Origin of the sequence: Winogradskya humida (genome assembly GCF_016862215.1) — a bacterium.
GTDB lineage: Bacteria > Actinomycetota > Actinomycetes > Mycobacteriales > Micromonosporaceae > Actinoplanes > Actinoplanes humidus.
The window spans coordinates 226,147-251,495 of the sequence record NZ_BOMN01000001.1 but is presented as its reverse complement, the minus strand read 5'-3'; the positions used below and the strand labels follow the sequence as shown (position 1 = coordinate 251,495).

Annotated in this window: 19 protein-coding genes; 10 read left to right on the top strand and 9 right to left on the bottom strand. The window is 69.5% G+C overall.

Going from position 1 to position 25,349, the window contains the following annotated elements; genetic code table 11:
* Positions 1–687: 687 nt before the first annotated feature.
* Entirely contained in the window at positions 688–1,290 is a 603-nt protein-coding gene (locus tag Ahu01nite_RS01220) for a TetR/AcrR family transcriptional regulator (RefSeq protein ID WP_203834441.1), read from the bottom strand.
* A 90-nt stretch (positions 1,291–1,380) separates the two neighbouring features.
* On the opposite strand from Ahu01nite_RS01220, the gene Ahu01nite_RS01215 reads away from it, so the two are divergent.
* The gene (locus Ahu01nite_RS01215; RefSeq protein ID WP_203834440.1) at positions 1,381–2,115 is read left to right on the top strand and encodes an SDR family NAD(P)-dependent oxidoreductase; all 735 of its coding nucleotides are present in this window, start codon (positions 1,381–1,383) and stop codon (positions 2,113–2,115) included.
* 62 nt (positions 2,116–2,177) lie between these two features.
* Here the strand turns inward: Ahu01nite_RS01215 and Ahu01nite_RS01210 are convergent, their stop codons facing one another.
* The gene (locus tag Ahu01nite_RS01210) at positions 2,178–3,557 is read right to left on the bottom strand and encodes an MDR family MFS transporter (RefSeq protein ID WP_203834439.1); all 1,380 of its coding nucleotides are present in this window, start codon (positions 3,555–3,557) and stop codon (positions 2,178–2,180) included.
* Between the two features lie 15 nt (positions 3,558–3,572).
* Positions 3,573–4,502: an NADP-dependent oxidoreductase gene (locus tag Ahu01nite_RS01205; protein ID WP_203834438.1), complete on the bottom strand. Its 930-nt coding sequence runs from the start codon at positions 4,500–4,502 to the stop codon at positions 3,573–3,575.
* A 93-nt stretch (positions 4,503–4,595) separates the two neighbouring features.
* On the opposite strand from Ahu01nite_RS01205, the gene Ahu01nite_RS01200 reads away from it, so the two are divergent.
* Positions 4,596–5,195, top strand: coding sequence for a TetR/AcrR family transcriptional regulator (locus Ahu01nite_RS01200; RefSeq protein WP_239158538.1), 600 nt, complete (start codon positions 4,596–4,598; stop codon positions 5,193–5,195).
* On the opposite strand, the gene Ahu01nite_RS01195 is transcribed toward Ahu01nite_RS01200, so the two are convergent.
* Together Ahu01nite_RS01195 and Ahu01nite_RS01190 are read right to left on the bottom strand one after the other, a co-directional pair.
* Entirely contained in the window at positions 5,185–8,289 is a 3,105-nt protein-coding gene (locus Ahu01nite_RS01195) for a diguanylate cyclase (RefSeq protein WP_203834437.1), read from the bottom strand. The genes Ahu01nite_RS01200 and Ahu01nite_RS01195 overlap by 11 nt on opposite strands.
* A 36-nt stretch (positions 8,290–8,325) precedes the next feature.
* Complete coding sequence (locus Ahu01nite_RS01190) at positions 8,326–9,123, bottom strand: TrmH family RNA methyltransferase (RefSeq protein ID WP_203834436.1); 798 nt, start codon at positions 9,121–9,123, stop codon at positions 8,326–8,328.
* 39 nt (positions 9,124–9,162) lie between these two features.
* Between Ahu01nite_RS01190 and Ahu01nite_RS01185 the strand changes: the two genes are divergently transcribed.
* Positions 9,163–9,699 (top strand): GNAT family N-acetyltransferase, encoded by a 537-nt coding sequence (locus tag Ahu01nite_RS01185; RefSeq protein WP_239158537.1) that lies wholly within the window; start codon positions 9,163–9,165, stop codon positions 9,697–9,699.
* Positions 9,700–11,171: 1,472 nt separating this feature from the next.
* A complete protein-coding gene (locus Ahu01nite_RS01180; RefSeq protein WP_203834435.1) occupies positions 11,172–11,570 on the top strand; it encodes a type II toxin-antitoxin system Phd/YefM family antitoxin in 399 nt (132 codons plus the stop codon).
* A 460-nt stretch (positions 11,571–12,030) separates the two neighbouring features.
* On the opposite strand, the gene pruA is transcribed toward Ahu01nite_RS01180, so the two are convergent.
* Together pruA and Ahu01nite_RS01170 are read right to left on the bottom strand one after the other, a co-directional pair.
* Positions 12,031–13,653: an L-glutamate gamma-semialdehyde dehydrogenase gene (gene pruA / locus Ahu01nite_RS01175; protein ID WP_203834434.1), complete on the bottom strand. Its 1,623-nt coding sequence runs from the start codon at positions 13,651–13,653 to the stop codon at positions 12,031–12,033.
* 12 nt (positions 13,654–13,665) lie between these two features.
* Positions 13,666–14,586, bottom strand: a complete 921-nt coding sequence (locus Ahu01nite_RS01170; RefSeq protein ID WP_203834433.1) for a proline dehydrogenase family protein — start codon at positions 14,584–14,586, stop codon at positions 13,666–13,668.
* Positions 14,587–14,698: 112 nt separating this feature from the next.
* Between Ahu01nite_RS01170 and Ahu01nite_RS01165 the strand changes: the two genes are divergently transcribed.
* Together Ahu01nite_RS01165 and Ahu01nite_RS01160 are read left to right on the top strand one after the other, a co-directional pair.
* Positions 14,699–15,835 (top strand): PucR family transcriptional regulator, encoded by a 1,137-nt coding sequence (locus Ahu01nite_RS01165; protein ID WP_239158536.1) that lies wholly within the window; start codon positions 14,699–14,701, stop codon positions 15,833–15,835.
* 241 nt (positions 15,836–16,076) lie between these two features.
* Entirely contained in the window at positions 16,077–16,919 is an 843-nt protein-coding gene (locus Ahu01nite_RS01160) for a class I SAM-dependent methyltransferase (protein WP_203834431.1), read from the top strand.
* Between the two features lie 37 nt (positions 16,920–16,956).
* Here Ahu01nite_RS01160 and Ahu01nite_RS01155 read toward each other — a convergent pair whose 3' ends face one another.
* On the bottom strand, positions 16,957–17,475 hold the full coding sequence (locus Ahu01nite_RS01155; protein ID WP_438874746.1) for an MmyB family transcriptional regulator: 519 nt from the start codon (positions 17,473–17,475) through the stop codon (positions 16,957–16,959).
* A gap of 171 nt (positions 17,476–17,646) precedes the next feature.
* On the opposite strand from Ahu01nite_RS01155, the gene Ahu01nite_RS01150 reads away from it, so the two are divergent.
* Positions 17,647–18,033: a nuclear transport factor 2 family protein gene (locus tag Ahu01nite_RS01150; protein WP_239158535.1), complete on the top strand. Its 387-nt coding sequence runs from the start codon at positions 17,647–17,649 to the stop codon at positions 18,031–18,033.
* 2,013 nt (positions 18,034–20,046) lie between these two features.
* Complete coding sequence (locus Ahu01nite_RS01145; protein ID WP_239158534.1) at positions 20,047–21,267, top strand: FAD-binding oxidoreductase; 1,221 nt, start codon at positions 20,047–20,049, stop codon at positions 21,265–21,267.
* 16 nt (positions 21,268–21,283) lie between these two features.
* Here Ahu01nite_RS01145 and Ahu01nite_RS01140 read toward each other — a convergent pair whose 3' ends face one another.
* On the bottom strand, positions 21,284–22,594 hold the full coding sequence (locus Ahu01nite_RS01140) for a MurL-like N-terminal domain-containing (protein ID WP_498370791.1): 1,311 nt from the start codon (positions 22,592–22,594) through the stop codon (positions 21,284–21,286).
* A 63-nt stretch (positions 22,595–22,657) separates the two neighbouring features.
* Here Ahu01nite_RS01140 and murD point away from each other — a divergent pair, with 63 nt between their 5' ends.
* Positions 22,658–24,010 (top strand): UDP-N-acetylmuramoyl-L-alanine--D-glutamate ligase, encoded by a 1,353-nt coding sequence (murD, locus tag Ahu01nite_RS01135; protein ID WP_203834430.1) that lies wholly within the window; start codon positions 22,658–22,660, stop codon positions 24,008–24,010.
* 326 nt (positions 24,011–24,336) lie between these two features.
* Complete coding sequence (locus Ahu01nite_RS01130; protein ID WP_203834429.1) at positions 24,337–25,299, top strand: MurR/RpiR family transcriptional regulator; 963 nt, start codon at positions 24,337–24,339, stop codon at positions 25,297–25,299.
* Positions 25,300–25,349: the final 50 nt, after the last annotated feature.

The following is a 25,349-nucleotide window of genomic DNA, read 5'->3' as shown; positions in this document are numbered from 1 at the left end:
TTCCTTGATTATTCTCAGGGGGTCCCATGATCGGAAGGGCGGGTGTGCCATTGTCGGGTTGAGGGGTATCACACAATTTAGAATGGCAGATAGCGAGTATTCGGATAGCCGTGAAGTGGTGGCGGATGTTGCCCGGGAGGTGATCCTCGTGCTCACCGCGCCACGATTTCGTGGGCCGTCTTGTTGTCATCGGCAGATCCGCGCATCCACTCCCAGAAAGGCTTCATGATCGCTTACATACAGCGTGAGCGGGATCCTGAGGGACTGCTGGCGCCACCGTGTGGTCATGATCGCGAACGAATCCACGGGATCTAGGTCTACAAAGCAACAACACGCCACTGCAATAGTTCTCTTGCAGCCTGAACGATTACTGCGCACTCGACAGTCGACCCCGCACAAGGTTGCGCCCACCCAGCCCCCGGCACAACGTCGAACCCGCGCCCAACGCCCTCGCGCCGCGCCCCGCCCTCGCGCCGCGCCCCGCCCTCGCGCCGCGCCCCGCCCTCGCGCCGCGCCCCATTTCTCGCTCGGAGCCTTCGCCGGCCGCATCTAGCCCTTTATGCGGCGCGCCCTCACGCCCCGCGCCCAGGGCGCCTTGCGGATTCTCGGCCTGAGTGGCTGGGCCGGGGTTGGGCGTGGTGGTTGCAGGCGGGCGCGGGCCGGTCGCGGCGGCCGTGGTTGAGCCCGTCAGTGCCAGGTGGGGGCGGGCAGTGGCAGCGGGCTGGCGCCCTGGGGGCGTAGGCCGTCGAAGATGATGGTGAGATAGCGGCGCCACAGGTCCGGGGCGGGGTTCGGGAGGAACTCGATCACGTGGACCGGCGCGCACATCAGGGCGTACACGTCCGTCCCGGTGACGTCGTCCCGCACCGCGCCCGCCGCGCGGGCCCGGTCGACCAGGGCCGTGATGGTAGCGACCAGCTCGTCACGCAGTTCGATGACCTTCGAGTCGCCCTCGCTGACCGTCTGCAGGAAAGTCAGGGCGCTCTGCTGGCGTTTGTCCGCGGACACGCTCAGGAATTCGAACAGTGCCGCTCCGGGATCCGCCGCGTCCAGCGCCTCCCTGGCGACCGCCGTGAGCGAGGCGATGTGCTCGCCCACGATCGCGGCCATCAGCTCTTCCTTCGTGGCGAAATGCCGGAACACGGTGCCCTTCGCGACACCCGCCCGTCGCGCGATGTCGGCAACCGATGCGTCCAGCCCTCGCTCGGCGAATTCCGCCTCGGCCGCGGCCAGTAGCAGCCCGCGGTTGCGGGCCGCATCCACGCGCTGGGGCCGAACAGGTGTCGTCACGATCTCATCCTATCAAGTTGACCGCCGGGTCATCTTATGCGTACGGTCATGACGCCAACATGACCCAACGGTCACCTTTTTGGAGGACCCATGAACGTCCCAGGCGCCACCGCCCTCGTCACCGGCTCAAACCGTGGCATCGGCCAACACTTCGCGATTGAGCTGCTGGAACGCGGCGCAGCGAAGGTCTACGCCACCGCCCGCCGCCCCGAGCTCGTTGACATCCCCGGCGCCGAGGTGCTGCGGCTCGACATCACCGACCAGGCCTCCGTCGACGCCGTCGCCGCGGTGGCCGGGGACGTCGGCCTGCTGATCAACAATGCCGCGTTCACCCTCGGCGGCAACCTCGTGACCGGCGACCTCGACGCGATCCGGCTCACGATGGACTCGAACTACTACGGCACCCTCGCGATGATCCGCGCGTTCGCCCCGATCCTCGCCCGCAACGGGGGCGGCGCCATCCTCAACGTCCTGTCCGCCGCCGCGTGGGCCACCGTCGACGGCAACACGTCCTACGCCGCCGCCAAGTCCGCCCAGTGGGGGCTGACCAACGGCGTCCGACTCGAGCTCGCCGCCCAGGGCACCCTCGTCACCGCCCTCGTCCCCGGGATGACGGCCACCGAGACGATGAAGGATTTCGCGAGGAACGCGGGGATCGACCTGCCCGAAGGTGCGATGAACGACCCGGCCGACCTGGTCCGGCTCGCCCTCGACGGTCTCGAGGCCGGCGACGTCGAGATCCTCGACCGCTTCGGCATCGCCGCCAAGGCCGGCCTCTCCGGCCCGCCGCGCCCCTTCGACCTCCAGGCCGCCGCGGCAGCCTGAGCCGCAGCCGCTGCCCGGGTCACCGAAAGCGAAGGCCGAGCCGCGCAAAGAGGAGTGGGAGGTCAAAGGTCGAGAGAAGCCTCGGGGAGTGCCGGTGCGGGCCTGCCCGGGAGGAGCAGGCAGACGGGGGCGGCCACGGCGGTGAAGCCGATCGCCCACCAGAACGCGCTGCCAAACGACGCGTTCTGGAGGACGACGGCGATGACGGCCGTTCCCAGGGATCCGCCGACCTGTTGGGCGACCCTGCTGATGATGCTCGCGTGCGGCACCTCGTCGTGAGCCAGGCCGATGAACGAGGCGCCGGTCAGGGGGATCACCGCCACGCCCATCCCGGCGCCTCGCACCAGGAGCGCGGCGAGCAGAAGAACGTAGCTGGTGTCCGCGGTGACGAAGCCGAACGGGATGGTCGCCACGGTGACGACCACGAATCCGGTGAGAGCGACCCATCGTGGCCCGAATCTGTCCGTGTACCTGCCGGCGAGTGAGCGCGACAGCAACGTACCGACGCTCTGGGGGATGAGCAGCAGGCCCGCACCGAGCGCATCCTGACCACGGATGTCCTGCCAGTAGAGCGGGAGCAGGAACATCGCGCCGTACAGCGTCGCGCCGGCGAGGAAGCCCAGGAGTGACCCCGAGCTCAGCGGCCGATGCCGGAAGAGCCGCAGATCGATGAGTGCCCGGGTGCCGCGGCGCAGGGCCCAGGCGATGAAGGCGCCGACCAGGGTCAGTCCGGCGATGACGGGTACGAGGTCGTCGGTCGTGAGGCCGTAGATCACCGCCGTGATGCCGGGTGAGATGAGGGCGAGACCGGCGATGTCCAGGCGTACACCACGTCTGGGTTTCTCTGTGGGCAGGTTGCGGCAGGCGAGCCAGGCGCCGATCAGGCAGAGGGGGACGTTGACGAGGAACAACCAGCGCCAGTCGGCGACGGCCAGGATGATCCCGCCGAGTACCGGTCCGATGATCGGGCCGAGGGCGGTCGGCAGGGTGATCGTGGCCATCACTCTGCCGATGTTGCGGCCGCCGGTGGCCTGCATGATGAGTGTGGTCATCAGGGGCAGCATGATGCCGCCCCCGATGCCCTGGACCACACGGGAGACGATCAGGCTCGCGGGGTCCCAGGACAGGGCGCACAGGACCGATCCGAGCAGGAAGATCGACAAAGCGGTCAGCCACAGCCGCTTGCCGCCCAGCACGGCCTGGGCCCAGGCCGTGACGGGGATCGTGACGAACATCGCGAGCAGGTAGCCCGTGCTCACCCATTGGATCGTGCTCAGCGAGGTATGGAGCTGGGTGGTCAGGTCGTGGATGGCGACGCTGACGATGGTGCCGTCGAAGACAACCGCCATGGCGCCGATGACGATCGTGAAGGCGGTGACCCAGACGGCCCGGTCGATGTGGTCCGGATCGGTGTCCGGCTCCCGTTCGAGCGATATGTCCATGCGTATGTCTTTGCGTCAGAGGTCGATGACGACTTTGCCGTGCACGTGCCGGGCGGCCTGAAGCTCGACCGCGTCGCGGATCTGCTCGACGGGGAAGCTTGCGGCGATGGGTACGCGGAGCCGGCCCGTCGCGACGAGGCGGGCGATCTCCTCGATGGCGCCGGGTGCGGCGTTGGCGCCGTTCGCCGGGGTGATGCCGGCGACCTGGGCGGCGATGGTGGTGATGCGCTCGTCGGGCACGCCGAGCTCCCGTGCGACCTGCGCCGTGTCCGTCGCGTGCAGATCCATGGCCGCGGTGACGCCGCCGGGAGCCAGCGCCCGGACCCGCTCGACCAGGCCCTCGCCGTAGGTGACCGGCTCGGCCCCGAGGGCGCGCAGGGCCTCGGCCGACGATGCCGATCCGGTCCCGATCACCCGTGCGCCCGCGAGACGGGCGAGCTGGACGGCGAACACGCCGACTCCGCCTCCCGCGCCGCCAATGAGCACCGTGTCGCCCGGGCCGGGGTTGACGACGGCGAGTGCGGCGGCCGCCGTGCAGCCCGCGATGGCGAGGGTGGCGGCGGTGCGGTCGTCGACGCCGTCGGGGGTGTGGTGCGCGTCGCCGCCCACCGCGATGGTTCCTGCCGCGTCGATCACGACGTGGTCGGCGACCGTACGGGAGAGGGCGCCGCCGAACACCCGGTCGCCGGCCGCGAACCCCGTAACGCCGTCACCGACCTGGTCCACCACTCCGGCGTAGTCGGTCCCGAACCCGGACGGCAGTGTCAGGCCGAACCGGGCGGCGGTCTCCGCGTCGGAGGTCATGAACCAGTCCATCGGGTTCAGCCCCGCCGCGGTGACCCGCACCCGGATCTGCCCCGGGCCTGCCTGCGGCTCGGGCACCTCGCGCAGCTGGAGGGACTCGGGACCACCGAACGACTCGACGAACTGGACAGCTCTGCTCACTGTGACTCCTCTGGCACCTGATGAAGAAGCGGAAATGGACTATGCTCCGTTTCCAGGAACCACCGTAACACAAAAACCGGAGCGTGATCCGTTTTGCCAAATCCAGCAGAACCGGCAGAAGCAGCAGAGCCGAACAGCCGCGGGCTGCGTTCGGACGCGACCCGCAACCGCAACCAGCTCCTCGAAGTCGCCACCCGGGTGTTCGTCTCCGCAGGCACCGAGCCGTCGATGCGCGCGATCGCCCGCGAGGCCGGCGTCGGTATCGGCACGCTCTACCGGCACTTCCCGACCCGCGAGTCTCTCGTCGACGCGGTCTACCACGACCAGGTCGCCCGGCTCACCGACGGCGCCCGCGAGCTGCTCGCCGAGCTTCCCCCGCCCGCGGCGCTGCGGCGCTGGATGGACCTGTTCGGCGACTGGATCGCGACCAAGAACGGCATGCTCGACACGCTGCTCGCGATGATCGAAACGGGCGAGATCGCCCACCTCGGGACCCAGGCCAAGCTGCTCGCGGCCATCGACGCGATCCTCGACGCCGGTCGCGTCACGGGCGACCTCCGCACGGACGTCTCCGCCGAGGACATCGCGGCCGGCCTCATCGGCATCTTCACGGTGGCCCGCCCGCCCGACCACGCCGACAGGGCCGGCCGCCTGCTGAACCTCCTGATGGACGGCCTCCGGCCTACCCCCTGAGCCGGCTCAGCGTCTGCAGCGTGGCGGCCTGCCGGCCCAGGTCGTGGGTCTCCGCGAACTTGCGTGCCGCGGTTTCCAGCGAGGCGATCGCCGCGTCCGTGCGGCCCAGGGTCAGCTGCACGGCGGCCAGCTCTTCCAGCAACGACGCGGCCTCGAAGAAGGCTCCGGCCCGGTCGAAGGCGGTCAGCGCCCGGGCGAAGCTGTCGGCGGACTCCTCGGGACGGTCCAGCAGCGCCAGCAGGCGGCCCGATCGGGAGGCGGTCAGGCCGAGACCGACGGGATGGTCGCCGCGTTCGGCCACCTCGGCTGACCGTTCCTGCAGGTCCAGGGCCTCGGCGAGGTGCCCCGCGGCGCTGTGGGCCTCGCCGAGATGGCTGAGGGCGATGGACAGGCCGGTGACGAAGTCGATGTCGGTGAAGAGGGCGACGGCTTGCTCGTACCAATCGCGGGCCTGATCCGGTCGGTCGGTGCGCAGGGCGCAGTTGCCGAGGTAGAGCAGGGCCCAGCCCTCCTCCGTGCGGTTGCCGACCTCCCGGGCCAGGGCCAGGGCCTCGACCAGCAGCGGCTCGGCCTCGGCGATCCGCTGGTGGACGGAGTACGTCCAGGCCAGATAGTCGATGAGTACGCATTCCGCGCCGCGATCGCCGAGGGTGCGGGCAGCGTCGACGCCCACGGCGAAGATCTCCCGCCACTCGCTCTGGTACCAGCGCACGTCGGAGTACCAGTGCATGGACCAGGCGAGCCGCAGCACCGCGGCGGGGTGGTGCGTGGAGAGGCGCAACGCTCCCAGCCAGTTGCCCCATTCGGCGTCCAGCCAGGCGATGGCGGTGGCGGGGGAGTCCCAGCGGGGTTCCAGCGGGTGGGGAGCCTCGGGTCCGGGACCGTCCTCGTCGCCGGGGCTGATGTGCAAGGCGGCCTGGGCGGCGACCGCGAGCAGCCAGGTGTGCAGGCGCTCCTCATGACCCCGGACGGCCTCCGGGCCCTCCGCCACGGTGAGGACCTCGCGGGCGAAGAGCCGCAGCAGGTCGTTGAAGCGGTAGCGGCCGGGGGCGGGGGCGACCTCGACCAGACCGGCGTCGACGAGCTCACCGATGAGATCCTCGGCGTCGAACGGGTCCTCGTCGAGCAGCAGGCCGGCCGGGACGGGGTCGAAGTCCGGGCCGGGGATCAGCCCGAGCCGGCGGAACGCGACCTGGGCCGGCTCGGTGAGCTGCCGGTAGGAGATCGAGAAGATCGCGGTGAGCTGCAGGTCACCGGCTTTGAGGACGGCGAGGCGGCGCTGGTCGTTGCCGAGCTGCTTCGCCAGGTGGTCGATGCTCCAGGTGGGACGGCTGGCGAGCCGGTTGCCGGCGATGCGCAGCGCCAGCGGGAGGTTGCCGCAGAGCCGGGCGACCTCGGCGGCGGCGTCCGGTTCGGCGTCGACCCGCTCGCGGCCGGTGATCCGGGCCAGCAGATCGACGGCGTTCGGCGTGGTGAACGTGTCGAGGGCCAGCCGGCGGGCGCCCTCGAGCCCGGCGAGGCTGCGGCGGCTGGTGACGAAGACCAGGAACGTGGGGCTGGCCGGGAGCAGCGGGCGCACCTGGCTCTCCGTCGAGACGTTGTCGAGGATGAGCACCTGGCGGCGTTCCCGGGTCAGAGACCGGAAAAGCGCGGTCCGCTCGGTCACCGACGGAGGAATTCTTTCCGCGGGTACGCCCAGAGCGGCCAGCAACCGCCCCAGCGCGTCAGCGGCCTGCACCGGGTGCTCGTCGGTGCCGAGCAGATCCAGATACCACTGCCCGTCGGGGAAGTCCTCGGCCAGCACATGCGCCAGGTGCACCGCCATCGAGGTCTTCCCCACGCCGGGCGGACCGGAGATGGAGGCCACGGTCGGCGCGGTGCCCTGCCCGGCGCTGCGGGCAGCGTCGACGAGCACGGCGAGTTCGGTGTCGCGGCCGGTGAAGTCGGGTGCGTGCGGCGGCAGGCGGCACAGGCTCGCGGCCAGGGTGCCGTCGCTGTGGTCGCCGGTCGTATCGCTGCGGCGCTCGGCCCCGGCCTGGACGGCGCCGGTGAGGGTCCAGCCGTCGCCGGTGGTGCGTTCCAGCGCGGACTGCTCGACGAGCCGGTTCAGTTCCCGGGTGACCAGCGCGGGCAGGCCACCGCTGCGGCTGTCCAGCCAGTCGACGAGTTGCGGGCTGGGCTCGCCGCGCAGGGCGGTGCGCAGGAACGTGCGTACGGCTGCGGTGGACCAGGGTTTGAGCTCGATGTCGGCGCCGGGATCGGTCGTGGCCCGCACGAGCGCGACGGGTGCACCCGGGGTGGCGTTGCTGACCAGGGCGGTGGCGTCCTGCAGCGCGGCGCCGTCGGCGAGGTCGAGCAGCAGCAGCGTCCCGCCCGGTGCCGCCGAGAACGCCGAGACATCGGTCAGCACGGACATGCCGCGCAGCCGGGCGAGCTTGGCGATCTCGGTGAGGAAGCGGGTGTGACCGACGCCGGGTACGCCGGTGACCCGCAACGTGGCTGACGAGCCGTTCAGCACGCGGGACAGGAACGTCGCGGCGTGGGTCAGTGCGGCGTCACGTTCGAAGAGCCGGGACTCGCCCGCACCGCCGGGAGCGTCCACCGCGTCGTCGGTGGCGGCCTGAGCACGGCCCCGGTGCTTGGCGAGATAGTTGCGCCGGTCGGCGACGGCCAGCAACCCGGCCGCGTCGGTGGCCTCGCCGGGGTACGTGCTCACGCCAAGGCTGATGGTCAGCGTCAGCGGCGGCTGCCCGGGGAACGGCGTCGCGCCGACACCGTCGACGATCCGGCGGGCGATCACCCCGGCCTCGTCGCGGGCGGTGCCGGGCAGCACGACGACGAGCTCGTCCCCGCCGTACCGGAAAAGCAGGTCCTGCTCGCGCAGCAGCGCGCGGATCCGTTCCGAGACGCCGGACAGGATCTCGTCACCGCGGGCGTGGCCGTAGGCGTCGTTGACGGATTTGAAGTAGTCCAGGTCGAGCAGGAACAGCGAACATTCGGTGCCGGTCCCGGCGGCGTGCAGCAACGCCTCCGGCAGCAGGGAGTCGAGCGCGGCCCGGGTACGGCAACCGGTCAGCGCGTCCAGGGCGGGCACAACCCTCCCATCGGCACCCGCCGCGCGATTCTGACCTTAAGCGCGCGACAGCTCGTAGAACGCGATCGCGGCGGCCGTGGCCACGTTGAGCGAGTCGACGCCGTGGTGCATGGGGATCGCCACGCGCACGTCGCTGGCCTCCATCGCCTGGCGGGTCAGGCCGGGGCCCTCGGCGCCGAGCAGCAGGGCCGGGCGGGCACGCTGCTGCTCGGTGAGGCTCGCCAGGGGGACGGTGCCGGGGCCGGGGGTCATGGCCATGAGCGTGAACCCGGCGGCGCGGACGGCGGCGAGCGTTTCGGGCCAGGATTCGCTCTTCGCGTACGGGATGGCGAAGACCTCACCCATGCTGACCCGCACCGATCGTCGGTAGAGCGGGTCGGCGCAGTCGGGCGACAGCACGACGGCGTCGATGCCGAGGGCGGCCGCGCTGCGGAACAGCGCACCCAGGTTGGTGTGGGTGTTGAGTCCTTCGAGGACGGCCAGCCTGCGGGCACCGGCCAGCACCTCGGTCAGGTCGCGCGGCGGCTGCCGGTGGAACGACGCGAGGACCCCCCGGTGCACGTGGAAGCCGGTGATCGCCTCCAGCACCGGCTGGGTGCCGCCGTAGACGAGGGCGTCCTCGGGGATGCCGGTGAGCTGCCCGGCGCGCTTCTCGTCGACCAGGACCGAGCGCAGCCGGTAACCACCGCGCAGGGCCCGGTTGATGACCAGCTCACCCTCGGCGATGAACAGGCCGTTCGGCGGTTCCCATCTGGTACGCAGCTCCACGTCGGTGAGCGCCCGGTAGTCGGCGATACGGTCGTCGTCCGGGCTGCTGATCTCTGCGTACGGCACGACAGACATTCTGCCGTGCGGAGCAGCTACCTTTGCGCGGTGGGTGCGAGTCACATTGAGACAGAACGGCTGATCCTGCGGCAGTGGAGCGATGCCGACATCATGCCGTGGGCCGCTATGAACGCCGATCCGCTCGTCCGGGAGTACTTCACGGAGATCCTGAACTACGAGCAGAGCGCACGCTCGCTCGACAGCTTCCGGTCCGAGCTGGACGAGCGCGGCTGGGGGTGGTGGGCGGTCGAGGTCGCGGAGACCGGCCAGTTCGCAGGCTTCGCGGGTCTCGACGTGGTCGACGACGGGCTGCCGTTCAAGGGCGTCGAGGTCGGCTGGCGGCTCGCCCGCGAGGCCTGGGGACACGGGTACGCCACCGAAGCCGGCCACGCCTGCCTCGACTACGGCTTCGACGTGCTGCGCCTCGACGAGATCCTCGCCGTCACGGCCGTGGGGAACGTACGGTCCCGGGCCGTCATGCACCGCCTCGGCATGACCTATGACCCGGCCGACGACTTCACCGACCCGGACGTCCCCGGCGGCCACGCCGTGCTCTACCGCAGCCGGAGCGCCAGAATGAGGTAGAGCCAGCGCAGGCGCCAGGCCCAAATTGTGGGAGTAGACGGGTCGGTTGCGGGAGCGAAGGTTTCTCGATCGAGCGTGCTCTGTTCCTGGGGAGACACCGCTCGCACCGTCGCGTTGCGTGCTGACGTTGATGCTTCCAATCCGGATACGTGGTTCCCCCGCAGGGTGGTTAGTTACGATTACGGCGTTCGAGGTCGAATCCCCGGCAGTGGTGCGCCCACGTTTGGAGGATTCGTTGTTGATCGACTTTCTATGACTGTATGACGGGTCCGGGAAGCGATCTGTCCAGCGTGGCTGGACTGAGCCGGGATCTGGTGAGCATGCAGAAGGCCGCCGCAGTCCTCCTTAAATCTCTAAATCGGGACTTAGTTCGATGCGGCTAGGCCAGCACAGTCTTGGCCAGGGATACTTCGGGGCTACTTTGCCATCATCCCTAGACTCTGCAACGGGCAACAAGTCGCCGGCGTTAAATACCCCTAGGGGTTAGCGCGGCTCGCCCCTGGCATTGGTACCGCTACGCCCACATCGTTGGTGACGTGCAGTTCCATAGGTGGACATCTCGGGTACCCGGGCTGTGTTACCACGGTGGGATCGGCGAAAGTTCCGCCAATGGCCATGCCGGCGATGATGCGTGGGCAGTCCAGGGGCACATCCGCGTTGCGGAGGGCATCGTCTGAGCCCGTTAGTACGACTGACACGGGCATAGGTGTCGTCACGGCTGGCACTGCCGGCCGTTGATGCCCGACAGAGACCGCGAAGGCCAAGACCATTAGTGTCACTACGCTGCCGGCGATGCCAAGCGTCTTGCGTAGCCGAAGGTACTGGGCCTGGGCTTGGTATAGATTTGCTGCCCGGGTCAGTTGGGTAGCCTGTTGCTGGATGGTCTGAAGGCGAATTGAGTTGCGCACTGAGAGCGTCCGAATTTGTTGCGACGCAGTCAGCTCCTTGAACTCGTGGTACAGCTTCTGGACATCCAATCTCGGGCCCGGTAGAAGTACCCCTCGGCGTTTTGAGAGTGCGGCAAGAAGTGGATCAGCCGCGTTGGGATCGGGCGCAGCAACGGAATCCATTTCGGTGGATGGCGAGACCACCCGCTGCTGGGCCCTGACGTACCGCTCAGACAGGTCACTCAGCGTCAAAGCGGGCATCAGGAGCACTGCAGCCGCTTTGTGGAGGATTATGCCAAGAGCTGATACCGCGCCAATATAAGCCGTGGCGGCGACAAACAGCCAGCAGTATTCCATTCTGCCGATTGCGGTCAGTTGAAGGCCTGCTACCAAGGCTCCGGCAACCGCGGCAGTGGCTGTCATCACCCATTTTACAGAGTCGCGGATAGCGGCCAGGGGCTCGGTAAAGACGCTGGAGGCGCTCGCTGAGGCGACTAGCTCGGAGTGTGCAGAGTTTTCGCCGCTCACTGATCGGCTCCCGCCGAAAGTAGTAGAGTTTTACTACAGCACCTGGGGTAGCGTCCGATGTCCAAGGAGCACGGCCCCGCACCGGGGCCGCGGGTGCTCTCCGATACGCCGGGGGAGATGGTGAGTGTGAACGTGCTTGAGAAATACCAGTTGGGCCAAGCGCAACTGAAGTCGTACACGATGGCCGAGCTCAACCAGCAGACCTCGCGTGTCCTTGACGAGATCAATGCAGCGGGAGAGTCTGCGCTGATCACCAAGCACGGTCGCCTCGTGGCTCTGGTCCAGCCACTGGCCAGCATGAAGATTGAATCGATGGTGCTATCGCAGGACACGGAACTTACGCGCAGCTTGCTGGGTGCTAATGATGAGGAAGCCGGGATGATGTCGAGCGAGGACGTAGCTCTTCGTTTAGGTATTCCGGTAGCTTTGTCTGACGATACCGGTGACTGTCGCTGAGTAGCGTTTGTCTTGGTCATGAGAGAAGGCCGCGTAGGTCGACCGTGCCTAGGACATCGTGCGTCGGAAGGACCCGAAGGACCAAGAATCGATCGCGGCGCACGTTGCGGTAGATCAGAAGGAAATCCCAGGAATGGGTTCCGCCAGGTTCACTCAGAGGATCTAGGTCTCGACGTTGATCCCGGGTGATACCTCGGCGCCAAAGTAGGCCAAGTTTGCCTCGGCCCTCATCCTCATCGTTATCCTGCGGTACCGCACGAAGCTCCGTGCATCCGATTTTCAGTAGAGTGCCAATGAGTACAGGGTCGGACACCAGCTCGCGAAGGTCATCGGTGGCCTCGTCTGTGTAGCTGGTCTTTCCCACACTAGTTTTGTACCGCCTGAAGGGTGATTTTTCCGCAGAATTGCGGACAGCGGGCCGGACGGCGTTATCTCACGCCTTCCGGCCCGCTTACTTCCGTCAGGCCATGTGCGGGTAGCGGTGGTCGGTCGCGGGGACGAAGGTCTCCTTGATCGATCGGGCGCTGGTCCAGCGGCGCAGGTTCGACGACGCGCCGGCCTTGTCGTTGGTGCCGGAGGCGCGGGCGCCACCGAAGGGCTGCTGGCCGACGACGGCGCCGGTGGGCTTGTCGTTGATGTAGAAGTTGCCGGCGGCGTTGCGCAGGAAGTGCTGGGCGTGGGCGATGGCGGTGCGGTCCTGGGCGATGATCGCGCCGGTCAGGGCGTACGGTGCCGCGGACTCCATCTGGCGCAGGACCTTCTCGTAGTCCGCGTCGTCGTAGACGTGGACGGCGAGGACCGGGCCGAAGAACTCGGTGGTGAACACCGCGTTGCCCGGGTCGGTGCCCTCGATGATCGTGGGGCGCACGAAGTAGCCCACCGAGTCGTCGGCGGTGCCCCCGGCGACCACGGTCAGCGTGCTGTCCTGCTTCGCGCCGTCGAGGACCTTCGCGAGGCGGTCGTACGACTTGCGGTCGATGACGGCGCCACCGAAGTTGGTGAAGTCGGTGACGTCGCCGTACGCCAGCCCGTCGGTCAGCGCGACGATCTCGTCGCGGATCTTCGCCCAGACGCTGCGGGGGACGTACGCCCGCGACGCCGCCGAGCACTTCTGGCCCTGGTATTCGAACGCGCCCCGGATCATCGCGGTACGCAGCACGTCCGGGTCGGCCGACGGGTGCGCGACGATGAAGTCCTTGCCGCCGGTCTCGCCGACGAGCCGGGGGTAGCCGCGGTACGAGCCGATGTTCTCGCCGACCGTCTTCCACAGGTGCTGGAACACCGCGGTGGAGCCGGTGAAGTGGATGCCGGCCAGATCGCGGTCGGCGAGCACCACGTCGGACACCGCGAGACCGTCACCGGGCAGCATGTTGATGACGCCGGCGGGCAGCCCGGCCGCTTCGAGCAGACGCATGGTGAAGTGCGCCGACAGCTGCTGGGTGGGCGCGGGCTTCCAGACGACCGTGTTGCCCATCAGCGCCGGGGCGGTCGGGAGGTTCGCGCCGATCGACGTGAAGTTGAACGGCGTGACCGCGTAGACGAAGCCCTCGAGCGGGCGGTGGTCGAGCCGGTTCCACATGCCGGGGCCGGAGACGGGCTGCTCGGCGTAGATCTCGGTCGCGAACTGCACGTTGTAGCGCCAGAAGTCGATCAGCTCGCACGCGGCGTCGATCTCGGCCTGGTACGACGTCTTGCTCTGCCCGAGCATGGTGGCGGCGTTGATCTTCTGGCGCCACGGGCCGGCGAGCAGGTCGGCGGCCTTGAGGAAGACGGCGGCGCGGTCCTCGAACGACAGCTCGGACCAGCCGGGCGCGGCGGCCTTGGCGGCGGCGACGGCGGCCTGCGCGTCCTCGCTGGTGGAGTGCGCGGAGACGCCGAGCACGCGGGCGTGCTCATGGGGCGCGACGACGTCGAAGGACGCGCCGCCGGCCATCCGCTGCTCGCCGTTGATGGTGGCGGTGAGCTCGACGTCCTTCGGGAATCCGGACAGTTCGGCAACGAGCGCGGCACGCTCGGCGGAGTCGGGGGCGTAGTCCTTGACCGGCTCGTTGCGCGGCGGGGGAGTCTGAGCGATCGAGTTCATGGCGAAGGTTCCTTAGCTGGCGGAGACGAGAGAGCGGAGGAAGAAGCCCATGTTGGCGGGGCGCTCGGCGAGCCGCCGGGAGAAGTAGCCGTACCAGTCGGTGCCGTAGGGGACGTACACCCGTACGGTATGACCGGCGTCGGCCAGCCGCAGCTGCTCGCCGGTGCGGATGCCGTACAACATCTGAAATTCGGATTCCGAGCCCGCCGGCGTCAGGACCTGCTCGGCGATCCGGATGATCCGCGGGTCGTGGGTCGCGACCATCGGGTACGCCGGGGACTCCGCGAGAATCCGCAAATTCCGCACGTACGCGCGGTCCACGTCGGCCTTCACCTGATACGCCACGCTGGCAGGCTCGGCGTACGCACCCTTGACCAGCCGGATCCGCGACCCGTCGACGGCCAGCTCCCGCACATCGCCCTCGGTGCGGTGCAGCATCGCCTGCAGCACGCACCCGACCCGCGGGAAGTCGGCCCGCAGCGTGCGCAGCGTCTCGAGGGTGTCGTCGACGGTGGTGTGGTCCTCCATGTCGAGCGTGACGTCCACGCCGTGCCGGTAGGCGTGCGCGGCCAGGTCCCACACGGCCTCGGTCGCCCGCCCCGGCCCCTCGGCGCCCAGCGACTGCCCCAGCGCGGAAAGCTTCACGGAGATCTCGTTGCCATCGGCCAGGCCGGCATCAGCCAGCCGATTGATCAGTACGCGGTAAGCGCCGACGGTCACCTGAGCCTGCGCCGGATCGGTGATGTCCTCACCGAGATGATCGAGCGTGACCCGCAAACCGTCGTCGTGCAGCGCCTTGATCGAGGCCAGCACCGATTCGACGTCCTCGCCGGCGATGAACCGCGACACCACGGGCCGGCTGAGCGGGCTCGCCGTCACCGTCGTACGCACCGCGGGGTTGCCGGCGACTGCCAGCACCATTCGACCGAACACGGCATCCTCCTTCGGGCCTCAGCCTCTCCTGAGTGCGACGTTAGAGAGCCCGATCGTCCGCCCCTAGATACAGAAGTAAGACACTGCCCGGCCTCTGTCATACATTTGGATGATGAGCGACGCGAGCCCGATCCAGATCCAGGAACTGGTCGACATCGTCGCCGCCCGCACCGGCGCCCCGACCACCCTCGAGGACCGCGAGCTGCACCTGGTCGCCTCCTCGGGACACGAGGGCGCCGTCGACGAGGTCCGCCGCCGCTCGATCATGCGCCGCCGCTCCAGCCCCGACGTCCAGCGCCTCTTCGCCAGCTTCGGCATCGCCGCCGCCGAGGAACCGCTCCGCATCCCCGGCAACGCCATGCCCGGCCTGTTCGCCCGGTGGTGCGTGCCGGTGCGGTGGCGCGGGGTCGCGTACGGCTATCTGTGGCTTCTTGACCCTGACGACAAGGTCCCCGTCTCGGACGTCCGGGCTGTCGCCGACATCGTCGACCAGCTCGCGGTGTCGATGGCCCGCCGAGCCCGAGCCAGCGACCGCACCTCCTGGGCCGTCCCCGAGCTGCTCTCCGCGGACGCCGGCGCCCGAGCCCGAGCAGCCGAAGAACTCCAGCGCGACGGTCTGATCCCCGCCCACCGCGACATCACCGTGGTCGGCCTCGCCCGCCACGACGGCGGCCCGGTCGGCCCGGTCAACACCTGGCTCCTACCCCGAGGCGTCCTCAGCGCCCCCATCGGCCAGCGCGGCGCCCTGGTCTTCTCCTCAGGAACGGACACCGCACCCGAAATCGCCGACCGCGCGGCCCGTTCCCTGCTCGCCGAGCACACCAGCGGCGTAGCAGCGGGAATCTCCGGCCCGGTCCCCGCCACCGACGGCCACACCGCCTGGCGCCAGGTCGACGCCGCACTACGGGTCGCCCTCCACGACGGCGCGGGCGCGGTCACCGTACGGTCATGGTCAGATCTCGGTGTCCTGCGCCTGCTCTCCTTCGCCGAACCGGACACCCTGCTCACCGCCCTGTCCGACCCCCGCGCCCACACCCTTCTCACCGGCGACCCCGACCTGCTCCGCACCGCCCGCACCTACCTCGACCTGGCCGGCAACGCCCAGCGCACGGCAGCAGCCCTCTCCATCCACCGCCAAACCCTCTACCACCGCCTCCGCCGCATCACGGCCCTGACCGGCTACGACCTCGACACCGGCCCCGACCGCCTCACCCTCCACCTCGTCCTGAGCCTCGCCGACTTCCGCTAACGCAGCGTCACATGCCTGCGCATCAGCCGCACCAAGAGCACGCCCCCACCGGCAAAGGCCGCAAACCCGTACCGATCCGGGTCGGCCGTCTCAACGCGTTGCTGGCGAACGACACCTTCCCCCGCGAGCATCCCTCAGGTTCTGACGGTCCTCGTCGTACCTGACCCGTTCAGCATTGTCGGAAGGCTGACCTGCGGGAAAGGCTCTGGCTTCCGGCCCTCGGGCGGTCGAGGATGACGGTATGGAGTTGACAGAAGGGGCAGCCCGGAGCGCGCGGGTGGCGGCGGTGTTCGATCGGGTCGCGGATGTTTATGACCGCGTGGGGATACCGTGGTTCACGCCTATCGCGCAGGAGTTGGTGCGCCTCGCGGTGCCCGGAAGGGGCGAGCGGGCCCTCGACGTCGGATGTGGACGGGGGGCCGCTACCGTCGCGCTGGCGGAGGCGGTCGGCGGCGACGGCCACGTCACCGGGATCGACCTGTCGCCGAGAATGGTCGAGGCGTGCGGAGCCGACGTTGCCGGTCTCGGTCTGTCGAACGTCGAGGTTCGGGTCATGGATGCCTCGTCTCCATCGTTGCCGACGGCCGGGTACGACCTTGTGGTGTCGTCTTTGGTCGTGTTCTTTCTGCCGGATCCGCTGGCTGCCCTCACCGCATGGCGGCGCCTGCTCGTCACGCCGGGCGGTCGGCTCGCGATATCGACGTTCGCGGGTCGTGATCGGGTGTGGGATGCCGTCGACGCGACTTTCCAGCCGTATCTGCCCGCGGGAATGCTCGACGCCAGGACGACGGGTGCCGCTGGGCCGTTCAGCACGGACGCGGGTGTCGAAGAACTGGTCGGAGCGGCGGGATACACCGGCGTGCGGACGCACCTCTTCAGCATCGAGGTGACCTTCGCCGACGTCGACGAGTGGTATGCCTTCAGCAGGTCACACGGCCAGCGAGCGATGTGGGACGCCATTCCGGCGGCTGACCACGAAGCTGTCAAGGCGGTCGCCGGGAAGCACCTCGACCAGGCCCGCGGCACCGATGGCCGGATGCACCTGAGCCAGCAGGTGCGTTGCACCCTGGCCACGTCGGGGTGACCCCGCGGCGCTGACACCCGGCCCGGTCCGCGGCAGGTCACATGCTTCCACCCCGTCGTTGCCCACGACTGCCAGAATCCGCCTCCTCGAAGAAGGCCGCGGTCCGCGCATCCGCCGGGTAGTACGACTCGATCGCGACCTCGTCCAACGTGATGTCCATCGGCGTGCCGAACGTGGTGATGGTCGAGAACAGTCGCAACTCACGGCCGTCCATCCGGATGATCATGGGGAGTACGACGTCAGCGCCGACCCGTTCCTCCGCCGGCTCGCCAGGCCCGGGAGCCAGCAACTCCTCGTAGATCGCGGCGAGCGCGGGGTCGGGAGCGACAGCGAGCTGACGGGCGATCCGGTTGCGGAACACCGCGCGTACATCGCCCAGGTTCACGATCAGGCGAGCGAACCCTCGCGGATGCAGCCCCAGCCGCAGCAGGTTGACCGGCGGGCGCAGCAGGTCGGGCTCCACCAGCGCGAAGAACGGCTCGACACCACGATTGGCCAGCACGATGTTCCACTGCCGATCAAAAACAATCGCAGGGTACGGCTCGTGCGCCCGCAACACCCACCAGGCTGACGTGCCGGGCCGAGACGTCCGCCGCGAGAGCGAGGGCCAGTTGACTGAGCCCCCGCCGATGACGCCACTGCCGCAGCATTTCCCCGACCGTGTGCATCAGCACCATGAAATGCCACTTCATCGACAACCGCAACGGCGCTGGAAACACTGGCGCCCATGACCACCGAGAACAAGACCATCGTCCAGCGAGCCCTGGCCGGCCTGATCGAGACGGGCGACGTCGACGCCCTCGCAGCCCTCCTCAGCGACGACTTCCTGCACCACCGCCCGGACGCAACCACCTCGACCAGAACCCAATGGCTCGCCAACGTACGCGCAGCGCTCACCCCGATCGCCGGCATGCAGGTCGAGATCCTCCACCTGCTGTCCGACGACGATCACGTCGTGGTGCACTCCCGGCGCAAGCTCCCCGACGCGGGACCGGAGATCGTCGTCGTCGACATCTGGCGCATCGACAACGGCCTGATCGCCGAGGGCTGGGAAACCATCGAACCGTCAGCGCGGGCTGCCGCCAACCTGACGTGGTGGGCCCCTGCCTCCTGAGGTCGGTCAAGCGCTGCCCGGAGTTTTGATCTCCGTGCCAGAACGGAACTCTTGGGGGCAAAGGGTCGCCTTCGGCAAGTACGGTTGTCCTGTTGGTGTCGATTCGCGTTCGGGGGTGCGCTCGTGTCGTCCGGTTCCGGCTCGGACCCGCACATGCTGGCGCTGCTCCGCGCCATGCGCCTGCGCCTGGCCGCCCCGGACGCCGCGGCAGCCGGAGCCGCCGACGTCGCAGCCGCCCTCGGCGGTGCGCTTCCGAAGACCCCCGAGCTCCCGGATTCTGCCCCCCACGAAGCGCTCCATCCCGAGCTGATGGTCCACCCGAGCTGGCCGGAACACCACGAGCTCCCCTCGGCCGAGCCACCGGCGCTTCCGGCCGCTCACCCGTTCCGCGACTTCGCCCCACCGGCCGTCCCGCGCGAAGCTCACGAGTCCGCCAACGCCCCGGCGGCCCCCACTGCCCGCTTCGGCACACTTCCGGGCGGCGGTCGTCCCTCTCAGCCTCCACCCTCCCAGCCCCCACCTGCCTCACCCGGTCCTTCGTCTTCACCGGGTTCGTCGTCGACGGGCGCGGGGGGAGCGGTGCCGGGCGGTGGCACGCCGATCGTGGACGGCCCAGCTGGCACCCGGGCCGCCACACCGAGCGCGGAGACCCCGGTGCTGCGGCCACAGCCACCGGTGGCGGACTTCGACCCCGGACACCTGATGGACCTCCTGCCCGACGACTTCGGCGTCCCCGCCCGCTTCCAGCGCAGCGGCCCCGCCATCACGGACCCACCACCCCACCTGATCCCACCCGACACGAGAGCAACGCCCGGCTCCACCGGCGGCCCGGCTTCGGGCACCGCAGGCGGCGGTAGCACGGTCGGAGACGGCTGGACCCGAGGAGGCGGCGCTTCGGGCGGGGCGGCCGGCGGGGTTCCCGGTGGCGGGACGGCCGGTGGCCGGATGGCGGGTGGCGGCAATACCGGAGGCGCAGGCTTCCCTGGTGGCGCGCTCGGTGGAGGCGCACCGGGAGATGGCGCGAGCGGTGTAACGGGACGTGGCGGACCACCCGGCGGTGGGGCGACCGGCACGCGGAGCCCGGGAGCGGGCATCCCCGGAGCAGTCCCCGGAACGATCCTTCCCGGCAGCGCCCCACCGGGCAGCGCGGGTAACGGTGTTCCCGGTGTCCATCCCAGCGGAAACTTTCCCGGATCGCTCTACCCGGTTGCTCCCGGCTCCGGCGCCACCACCTCGCCCGGCTCGATGCCCACCCTGCCCGGCTCAACGACTGGCGCGCCTGGCTCGATGCCCGGCCTCCCCGGCTCGATGCCCAGTCCGACCGGGACCACCACGCCCGGGACCACGCCGCCGGGTGTCACGCCTGGGACCACGCCGCCGGGTGTCACGCCTGGGGCTGCGTCGCCGGGTGCCACGCCCGGGGCTGCGTTGCCGGGTGCCAACCCTCATCCAGGTTCAGCCCTGGCAGGTACCCAGCCCGGCGCGGGCTTCCCAGGAGCTCAGCCAGGAACAGGCCTGACGGGGATCCAGCCCGGAGCAGGTATAACCGGAGCGGGATTGCCCGGAGCGGGATTGCCCGGAGCGCATCCCGGAGCGGGTCTGCCGGGAACCCCGCCGGGATCAGGGCTGCCAGGGACCCCGCCGCGGACCGGCCTGCCGGGAATTCGGCCGGGCGCGGCGGCGGCGCTCCCAGGAGCTCAGCCAGGGACAGCGCTGCCAGGGGCGCCGGCCCCGGCAGGTTTGCCGGCGGGATCGCGGCCGGGGCTGCCTCCCTGGGCGGCGAACCTCCCCGCCGTGCCCGGGGGCGGGGGAGCGGGCGCTGGGCTCCCCGGCGTACCGATGAAAGGCTCGACCATTGCCTACCCGCCGGGAGCGGGACCCTGGCCCGGCGGGCTGCAGACCGGCGGGCTGCAAGCGGGTGGACTGCATCAGGGTGGGTTGCCGCGGGCGTCGAGTCAGCCGGTTGAGGGCATCCCGCCGATCGGGGGGCCGCGGCAGGTGGGGCAGCCGTGGATGGATGACCCGATCGCGGGGCTGCCGGATCTGAGCGCGTTGTGGGGGATCAAGCCTCCTGCGCCGGGCCGCCCCGCGCTGCCCCCCGACGGCATGAACCCGGCCGACGACGCTGCACTCACCGAGATCAGACGGCTGCTCGGGAACAGTCTTTCGCTCGCAGGTGGGCCGGCCGAGGTCGCCGGGCGATTGCGGGCGGCGCTTGTGCAGGCTCAGCCGACGCTGTTTGCGACGTTGCCCGGTGGGCCGGCTGCCCAGGTGGAGCAGCTGGCCGAGGGGCTCACCTGGCTGGTGCATCACGTGGATCAGCCGCCGTTGCTGGTTGCCGGGTTCGGGCGGCTGGGGATGGCGCTTGCGGAGAGTGGGGTTGTGCCGCAGCAGTTGCAGTTGGCGGGGGCGGCGCTGGCTGAGGCTATGCGGGCGGGGATGGCCGGGAACGGGTTGCGGCAGGATTTTGATCAGGCTTGGCGGTCGACGTGGCAGCACGCGTACGAGTGGGTTGCTCATGGGATGTCGGCTTCGCGGTATGAGCCCATGATCTGGACCGCGGTGGTGGTGTCGCATGAGTTGCGGCGGCATGACCTGGCGGTGATCCGGTTGCGGCCCTATCTTCCGATGCCCTACCGGGCGGGGCAGTACGCGCGGGTGGAGGTGCCGGAGGTTCCGGATGTCTGGCGGCCTTATTCATTGGCCGGGTCGCCGCGCCGGGACAACGTGGTGGAGCTGCACGTTCGTGCGAAGACGGTGGACGGGGTGAGCGGCAGCCTGGTCTACCGGACCCGCGTGGGGGATACGGTGCGGATCGCGCGCGCCGAGGGGTCGATGAGCGTGCCACGGAACGGGCGGGATCTGCTGTTGATCGGCGGGGATACCGGGGTGGCGCCGTTGAAGGCGTTGCTGACCGAGCTGGCGGTGACCGGGGATCCGCGGTCCGCGGTGCTGTTCTGGGGCGTGCGGACGCTGGCGGAGCTGTACGACATCGAGGAGATCGCGGCGATCGCGGCGGCGGCGAAGCGGGCGACCGTCATCCCGGTGGTCTCCGAGGGCGAGGCCGGACCGTACGCGTCCGGGCTGGTCACCGACGCGATCGCCTACTACGGCGAGTGGTCGGGGCACGAGGTGTATCTGGCCGGGCCGCCGCTGATGCTGACCGCCACCACCGCGGCGCTGCACCAGCTCGGCGTGGACCCGGCCCAGATCCACCACGATTCCCCCGAATAAAGACCCGGAGCAAGACCTACAGGACCAGTGCCAGGGCTTTCGCGTACGCCGGGGGCACGAAATTCTCGCCCCCGGGAGTGAGCACAGCGTCCCGTGACGCCGCGGCCCACCCGTCCGCCGGCACCGCCGCGCGCAACGCCGTCACGACGGGAGCGTCCGCCCACTGCGGGTCGTCGGCGAGCATGGTCAGCGCGACCAGCGACTCCTCGACCTCGCCCACGCACTCGAACGGCTTGTGGGCGTCGATGCCGAGCAGTTCCAGATAACCCGGGACCTGCGCGGGATCGGCGAACAGGTCGGTGCCGAAGATCCGCGTGAGCCGTTCGCGGGGCATCGCCGGGGCCATGGCCAGCGCGACGAACCGGCACTTGGGGCAGTCGCCGCACCAGCGGGCCGTCGGGTCGTGCAGCTTGAACGCCTTGTTGCAGCTGGTGACCACGTCGTCGTACGCGTCGAAGCGGGCGAACAGCTGAGCGATGTGCAGCTCCGACAGCGACCGCAGCAGCGAGAAGTACGGCTCGGTCAGCCCGACGTAGCTGATGACCGCGTCGCGCAGCAGCCCCTCGGCCGCGAGCCCCTTGGACCACTGGTGGTTGATCTCGTGACCGTTCCAGATCAGGTTCGGGTCGGAGGCGGAGCGCTCGTTGGACATCACGACCGGGCCGAGGCCGTGCAGGACGGCGGTGGCGATCGCGATCAGCGAGTTGATCGCGGTGACCGGGATGTGGCCGTTGCGGGCGCCGGCCTTGTTCAGCTCGAACAGGTGCGGGTCGAGTTTGCGCCGGGCGGCCAGCGCGGGGATGCCCGAGGCGGCGTTGACGTTGACGATGACCGGGTTGGGGTTCACCGAGAACGGCACGGGGTCGAGGCCGGCCGCGCGCAGGATCTCCAGCGTGACGATCGAGTCCTTGCCGCCGCCCACCGCCGACAGGGGACGCCCCTCGGCGTTGTCGATCAAGGCTGCCGGGTCGCTCAGGCCGGGGACGGTCACGGTCATGTCCAGCACGTACGGCAGCTGGTTCACGTACGCGTACTCTCCGAGCCCTTTGCTGTAGAGCGCGCTGAAAAGCGCCTGGGCCTCGGCAGTCACCGCCTTGGGCGCCTCGATGCGCGCGGGGGCGCCGACCTTGTAGTAGCTGACCCCGGCGACGACGTGCAGCAGGTCGAGCACCCGGTAGAAGGCGTCCGTGGGTTCCGGACCGGCGGGGAACGTGATCGTCTCCGTGAAGGACTCCGGGGACTCGCCGTCGAGCAGGTAATCGAACGTCGCAACCCCGGTAGCGGGGTCGTACGCGTACGAGGGAAAACGCATGACGTCGAACTGCACCCGAAACTCCTGTCATCTGACCGACGGGCAATACTAGTTCGAATCGACAAAGGGAGTATTCCTGTGCGCCTGGCAGACCTGCGCGGACGTTCCGTAGCCGTCTGGGGGACCGGCCGTGAGGGCCGTGCCGCCGTGACCGCGATTGCCGCGCACGGGCCGTCGCGCCTGCTCGCCGTCGATGACAGTGCCAATTTTCTGTCCGTGCCGTGGGAGGGGGAGCTGTCCGCGCTCGCCCCGCTGGCCGGTGGTGATCACGCGTTCCCCGCGCTGGTCGCCGCGGACGTCGTGGTGCGCTCGCCCGGGATCCCGCAGACCCACCCGTGGATGGCGGAGCTGCGTTCGCGTGGGGTCACTGTCACCGGCGGCAGTGCGCTGTGGATGGCCGATAATGCCCGTAAGACCATCGGCGTGACCGGCAGCAAGGGCAAGAGCACCACCGCCGCGCTGATCAGCCATCTGCTCGCGGCGGCGGGCCGGCCCAACATCTTCGGCGGCAACATCGGCGTGCCGCTGCTCGATCTCCCCACCGCTGATCAGTACGTCCTCGAGCTCAGCAGCTACCAGTGCAGCGACCTCACCGACTCGCCCCGGGTGGCCGTGGTGACGTCGCTGTTCCCGGAGCACCTCGACGCGCACGGCGGCGAGCGGGAGTACTACCGCGACAAGCTCAACCTGCTCGGGCACGGGCCGGAACTGATCATCGTGAACGGCGCCGACGAGCGGCTGGTCACCGAGACGCTGAACATGCGCGATGTGAACAACTGGCCCGCGATCCCGGCCGGTTCGGGGGATTCGCGGTTCCGGGTCGAGGACGACGGTCTCGTGTACTGCAGCGACGATGCCCTGTTCCCGCGGGACACGCTGGCGCTGCGAGGCAAGCACAACGGGCGCAATCTCTGTGTCGCGCTGGCCGTGCTCGACGGCATGGGCATCGACGTGATCGGGCTCAAGGAAGAGCTGCGGGCCGCCGTGGCGTCGTTCCAGGGGCTGCCGCACCGGCTCGCGGAGATCGAGGACCCGTCCGGGATCACGTTCGTCGATGACACGCTGTCCACGAGCCCTTACTCGGCGATGCATGCGATCGACGCGTACGAGGGGAGGGCCTTGACCGTGCTCGTCGGCGGGACCGACCGCGGCCTGGACTACTCCCCGCTGCGGCACCACCTCCAGGGCCGGGAGATCACCGTGATCGGCCTTCCGGACAGCGGCCCGCGCATCCTCGAAGAGCTTTCAGGCCTTCCAGGGGTACGCACGGAGCCCGCCGAGGACCTGCCCGCCGCCGTGGCCCTGGCGCGCAAGCTGACCCCCCGCGGCGGCGTGGTCCTGTTGTCGCCGGCGGCCCCGAGCTACGGGCGGTTCCGCAACTTCGAACACCGCTCCGAGGTGTTCGCGCAGGCGATCCGGGAGACCGCTTAACCGGTTCTGGGCGAAATTATTGCCGGACCGTGATCTTGTTTCGGCTCTGCGTCTTCTGTTGACGGCAGGTTTCCTCCCGGGCGCGTAAACGCTCTTTCGAGGCCGCCGCATGGGCTCCATGACCCCTTTTGCGTGGACTTATCCGGTCAAAAGCGCTGCTCTGGACGTACCCCACTGATGCGTGTAAAACCATCCTCGGGGCCCACGCTTTCACCGTCATGAATCCGGTAACGGTTTGAAAACTTCATCCACAGTCTTGACAGAAAGGGGGTCCAGGTAAGAACTTTTACCGCAACAGTTAACACTCCTACCTGAGGGGACGGCCCATGGTCGAGCCACAAGCGGACGGCACCGCTCGCACAGCGGTCGTCGATTCGCCGGCCCGCGACCTGCTGGGCGCGAATCCCTCCCACGGGGTCCTGGTCCGGGTCCGCACCCTGCTGCCGGAATTCACCGGTGCCCTGCAGCGCGTCGCCGAGCAGGTCCTCGACGACCCGGCCGCAGCCTCGCGGGCCACCATCGTCGAGCTCGCCGAGCGCAGCGGCACCTCACCCGCCACGGTCACCCGCTTCTGCCGGGCCCTGGGCTTCGACGGCTACGCCGACCTGCGGCTGGGCATCGCCTCCGAGACCGGCCGGGCCCGCTCGGCCGGCTGGACCGTCGACATCGGCCGCGAGATCCAGCCCGGCGACCCGCTCGACCGGGTGCTCGGGCAGATCATGGCCGCCGACACCCAGGCCATGCACGACACCGCCTCGCTGCTCGACCTCGGCGAGGTCGACCGGGCCGCCGCCGCGATCGCCACCGCGCAGCGGGTCAACATCTTCGGGGCCAGCGGCAGCGCCCTGGTCGGCGAGGAGATGCAGTTCAGCCTGCACCGCATCGGCGTCCCCGCCTGGGCCTGGACCGACGTGCACAACGGGCTGGCCAGTGCCGCGCTCTCCCGCCAGGGCGACGTCGCACTCGGCATCTCGCACAGCGGCGAGACCGGCGAGACCATAGAGCTCGTCGCCGAGGCGAGCAGCCGGGGCGCCACCACGATCGCGCTGACCAGCTTCCCGCAGTCCCCGCTGGCCGAGCTCGCCGACATCGTGCTGCTCACCGCCACCCAGGCCACGACGTTCCGGCCGGACGCGCTCTCCGCGCGGCACCCGCAGCTGGTCGTCCTCGATCTGCTCTACGTCGCGGTCGCGCAGCGGACCCACGAACGTTCGCATGCCGCGTTCCAGCGAACCGCACAAGCCGTCCACGGTCACAAAGCCGCGAAGGACGGAGCAGCACCTATCTGATGACGCACCCCCGCACGACATCCATGAACCTCTGATCGCACCGCACCCAT

What these genes read in the sequence shown, in the direction of transcription:
- Ahu01nite_RS01215 (WP_203834440.1), top strand. Translation starts at nt 1,381, where the DNA reads ATGAACGTCCCAGGCGCCACCGCCCTCGTCACCGGCTCAAACCGTGGC.
- Ahu01nite_RS01210 (WP_203834439.1), bottom strand. Translation starts at nt 3,557, where the DNA reads ATGGACATATCGCTCGAACGGGAGCCGGACACCGATCCGGACCACATC.
- Ahu01nite_RS01180 (WP_203834435.1), top strand. Translation starts at nt 11,172, where the DNA reads ATGTCCAAGGAGCACGGCCCCGCACCGGGGCCGCGGGTGCTCTCCGAT.
- pruA (WP_203834434.1), bottom strand. Translation starts at nt 13,653, where the DNA reads ATGAACTCGATCGCTCAGACTCCCCCGCCGCGCAACGAGCCGGTCAAG.
- Ahu01nite_RS01165 (WP_239158536.1), top strand. Translation starts at nt 14,699, where the DNA reads ATGAGCGACGCGAGCCCGATCCAGATCCAGGAACTGGTCGACATCGTC.
- Ahu01nite_RS01160 (WP_203834431.1), top strand. Translation starts at nt 16,077, where the DNA reads ATGGAGTTGACAGAAGGGGCAGCCCGGAGCGCGCGGGTGGCGGCGGTG.
- Ahu01nite_RS01150 (WP_239158535.1), top strand. Translation starts at nt 17,647, where the DNA reads ATGACCACCGAGAACAAGACCATCGTCCAGCGAGCCCTGGCCGGCCTG.
- Ahu01nite_RS01145 (WP_239158534.1), top strand. Translation starts at nt 20,047, where the DNA reads ATGGATGACCCGATCGCGGGGCTGCCGGATCTGAGCGCGTTGTGGGGG.
- Ahu01nite_RS01130 (WP_203834429.1), top strand. Translation starts at nt 24,337, where the DNA reads ATGGTCGAGCCACAAGCGGACGGCACCGCTCGCACAGCGGTCGTCGAT.